This window comes from Streptomyces sp. NPDC051051, from assembly GCF_040682975.1.
GTDB lineage: Bacteria > Actinomycetota > Actinomycetes > Streptomycetales > Streptomycetaceae > Streptomyces.
Window position 1 is genome coordinate 1 of record NZ_JBFBCB010000121.1, and the last position, 4,208, is coordinate 4,208.

The following is a 4,208-nucleotide window of genomic DNA, read 5'->3' on the forward strand; positions in this document are numbered from 1 at the left end:
TCCCCGAACCGCGCCGCGAACACCGGCGAAGAATCGAGGAGTTCCACCGCCATACCCGCCCACTGCGCCCCCTGACCCGGAAACACGAACACCGGGTCGACGCTCTCGCCGGGACTCGTGGTCAGGCCGCGTGCGGTGCCGACGGGCTGCTCGTCGCGGGCGAGTGCGCGCAAGGCGTTCAGCAGGGCATCGCGGTCGGTGCCGACGACCACCGCGCGCTCCTCCAGGGCGGCGCGGCCGGTGGCGAGGGTGTGAGCGACGTCCGCGGCGCCGAGGTCCGCGGACTGCACGCGCTCGACGAGCCGCTGGGCCTGTTCCCGCAGCGCAGCTTCCGAGCGCGCGGACAGCAGCCACGGTACGACGGCGTTGGGCCGCTCGTTGGTGGGGGCCTCCGACTCCTGTGTGGCGGGAGCCTGTTCGAGGATGATGTGGGCGTTGGTGCCGCTGCCGCCGAAGGAGGAGACGCCGACGCGGCGCGGCCGGTCGTGCGCGGGCCACTCGACGGCCTCGGTGAGCAGGCGCAGGGTGCCGGAGGACCAGTCGACGTGGGGGGTGAGTTCGTCCGCGTGCAGGGACTTGGGGACGATGTCGTGCCGCAGGGACTCGACCATCTTGATGACTCCGGCAATGCCGGAGGCGGCCTGTGTGTGACCGATGTTGGACTTCAGAGAGCCGATCAGGAGGGGGTGATCGGCGTCGCGGTCCTGGCCGTAGGTGGCGAGGAGGGCCTGCGCCTCGATCGGGTCACCGAGCTTGGTGCCGGTGCCGTGCGCCTCCACGACGTCCACGTCCGCCGCCGGCACACCGGCGTCCGCCAGGGCGGCGCGGATGACCCGTTGCTGCGAGGGACCGTTGGGCGCGGTCAGCCCGTTGGACGCACCGTCCTGGTTGATGGCGGAGCCGCGCACCACCGCGAGGACCTGGTGACCGTGCGCCCGCGCGTCCGACAGCCGCTCCAGCAGGAGCACGCCCACGCCCTCGCCCCAGCCGGTGCCGTCGGCTGCGGCGGCGAACGGCTTGCAGCGGCCGTCGGGCGCGAGACCGCGCTGACGGCTGAACTCGATGAAGTTGCGCAGGGTGGCCATGACGGTGGCACCACCGGCGACGGCCATGGAGCATTCGCCGGAACGCAGGGCGCGGACCGCGAGGTGCAGGGCGACCAGCGAGGACGAGCACATGGTGTCGAGGCTGACGGCGGGGCCCTCGAAGCCGAGGCTGTAGGCGATACGGCCGGACAGGACGGCGGCGGAACCGCCGGTGAGCAGGTGACCCTCGACGCCTTCGGGGGCGCCGGTGCCGTCGGCGGCGTAAGCCTGGTTGCTCGCACCGATGAAGACGCCGGTGTCGCTGCCACGCAGGGTGGTCGGGTCGATGCCGGCCCGTTCGAAGGCTTCCCAGGTGGTCTCCAGCAGCAACCGCTGCTGCGGGTCCATCGCGGTCGCCTCACGCGGCGAGATCTCGAAGAAGCCGGCGTCGAACTCGGCGGCGTCGTACAGGAAGGCGCCCTGGCGGACGTAGCTCGTGCCGAGTCGTTCGGGGTCCGGATCGTAGAGAGCGTCGATGTCCCAGCCCCGGTCGGTCGGCAGGTCCGAGACGGTGTCGACGCCGTCGGCCACGACCTGCCACAGGTCCTCGGGGGTGCGCACGCCGCCGGGCATCCGGCAGGCGGTCGCCACGATGGCGATGGGTTCGTGCGCCCGCGTCTCCAGGTCGGTGAGCCGGCGCCGCGTCTGGCGCAGGTCGGTGGTGACGCGCTTGAGGTACTCGCGGAGCTTGTCCTCGGTGTTGTCCTTGTTGCCCATGGCAGTCAGCCCTTCGAGAATCGGGAGATCGTGTCGGGGGACCGCTCAGGAGATCCCGAGTTCCCTGTCGATCAGGTCGAACATGTCCTGGTCGGAGGCGCCGACCAGTTCTTCGTCGACGGCCGTGTGCTCCGGCTCGCCGGTGGGTGTCGTCCAGCTGTCCAGCAGGTCGCGCACGGCGTCCGCGAGTTGCTGCCTGCCGTCCGGGTCGGCCGTGGCACGGTAGGCCGCTTCGAGTTCCCGCAGCCGGGGGTCGAGGACGGGGCCGGAGTCGTCGTCCGGGAAGAACTCGGCGTCGAGGTGATCGGCCAGAGCGTTCGGTGTGGGGTGGTCGAAGACGATGGTCGCGGGCAGCCGGGTACCGAGCGCGGCGCCGAGCCGGTTGCGCAGTTCGATCGCGGTCAGCGAGTCGAAGCCCATGTCCCGGAACGCCTTGCCCGCCCTGATGTTGTCGCCGGAGCCCAGCACCGTGCCGACGTGGGTCCGGACGAGTTCGACCAGGCGGCGCCGCCGCTTGGCGGGAGGCAGAGCGGCGAGTTCGCCGCGCAGTCCGGCGACGGCCGTGGCGTCGCCCTGCTCGGCGGTTTCCTCCTCACGCCGCTCCGCCAGCAGCTCCCGGACCTCGGGGACGTCCTCGATGAGCGGCCGGTGGCCGTGCGCGCAGTACGCCGGCACGAAACGGTCCCAGCGGATGTCGGCGACGACCAGCGTCGTCTCGGCGCCCGCGACCGCCTCGCGCAACGCCCGCACGGCGAGGGGCGGTTCCATCGCGGGCACGCCCCGGCGCAGCAGCTGCTCCCCGACCTCGGCGTCGACCATGCCACCGCCCGCCCAGGCGCCCCAGGCGATCGAGGTGGCGGGCAGACCGGCGGCCCGGCGCCGCTCGGCGAGTGCGTCGAGGTGGGCGTTGGCGGCGGCGTAGGGTGCCTGTCCGCCGTTGCCCCAGACGCCGGCGCCGGAGGAGAACAGGACGAAGACGTCCAGCGGACGGTCACCCAGCAGGTCGTGCAGGTGCTGGGCACCGGTGACCTTGGCGTGCATGAGGTCGATCGCTTCGTCCGCGTCGATCTCGGTGAGGGGCCTGGCCTGGTCGACGGCCCCGGCGGTGTGGACGACCGCGGTGAGCGGCAGTTCATCCGGTACGCCGGCCAGGAGGGCGGCGAGCGCGGCGCGGTCGGCGACGTCACAGGCGGCGATGGTGACGCGGCAGCCGAGGGCGGTCAGCTCCCGCTCCAGTTCGGCCGCACCGGGGGCGTCGGGGCCGCGCCTGCTGGTGAGCAACAGGTGTCCGGCGCCCTCACGGGCCAGGTCCCGGGCCACGTGGGAGCCGAGCGCGCCGGTGCCGCCGGTGATGAGGACGGTGCCGCGGGGCTTCCATACGCTGTCGGCGGCCGTCGTTTCCGCGTCCCGGGGCGAGCGCACCATGCGCCGGACGTGCACACCGCCGGCGCGCACGGCGAACTCCGTCTCCCCGCCCCCTGAGTCGCCGTCTCCCGCGTCGGCTGCGGCGAGCAGGGCCGGCAGACGGGACAGCAGGTCGTGCGCGCCGTCCCCGGCAGGAAGGTCCACGAGGCCACCGGACCGCTCGGGGTCGTCGAGCGCGGCCACCCGCAGCAGACCCCAGACGGCGGCCTGACCTGTGTTCGGCGCCTCCGAGGCGGCGTCGACGGCGACCGCTCCCCGGGTCATCGTCCACAGGGGGGTGGTCAGTCCAGTGTCCACGAGCGCCTGGTGCAGGGCCATGGAGGCCAGCAGACCCCGCGTGACACCGCTGCTCCGCTTGTCGGGTGTGTCGTCCAGCGCGAGGAGCGACAGTACGCCTGCGGGCGGTTCCTCAGGAGACCTGACGGCAGCCAGTCGTTCGGCGAGAACCGTCCGATCCGCGGCTTCGGGCACGGCGAGGCGTACGACGTTCGCGCCCGCCTCTTCCAGTGCGTTCCGCGTTTGCACTGTCAGCTCGTCCTCGGCCCACGTCTCGGGAACGGCGAGGAGCCAGGTGCCGTTCAGGGTGCCGACGGCGGGCAGCTCGTAGGGCCGCCAGACCACCCGGTAGCGCCAGTTGTCCACTGTGGCGCGCTCCCGGTGTGACCGCCGCCAGGCGGCCAGTGCCGGTACGACGGCGTGCAGGCCGTCCTGGTCGGAGACACCGAGCGTGGCGGCGAGTTGCGGCAGGTCGCCCTCCTCCACCGTGCGCCAGAACTGTTCCTCCACCGGATCGGCCGCCTGCTGCCCGCCCTTCGGCGTCTCCAGCCAGTACCGCCGCCGCTGGAAGGCGTAGGTCGGCAGGTCGACACGGCGCGGGGAGAGTCCTTCGAAGGCGGGTGTCCAGTCCACGGCGACACCACGCGCCCACGCCTCACCCAGCGACACATACAACCGGCCCAGACCCCCCTCACCCCGGCGCAG

The 4,208-nt window shown here is 72.8% G+C and carries 2 protein-coding genes; both read right to left on the bottom strand.

Features of this window, described 5'->3' with window-relative positions; all coding sequences use genetic code 11:
• On the bottom strand, nucleotides 1-1,802 hold a 1,802-nt coding region (locus AB0N31_RS36250; RefSeq protein WP_366062799.1), incomplete at its 3' end, for a type I polyketide synthase.
• A 45-nt stretch (nucleotides 1,803-1,847) separates the two neighbouring features.
• A partial coding sequence (locus AB0N31_RS36255) for an SDR family NAD(P)-dependent oxidoreductase (RefSeq protein ID WP_366062800.1) occupies nucleotides 1,848-4,208 on the bottom strand: 2,361 nt, incomplete at its 5' end.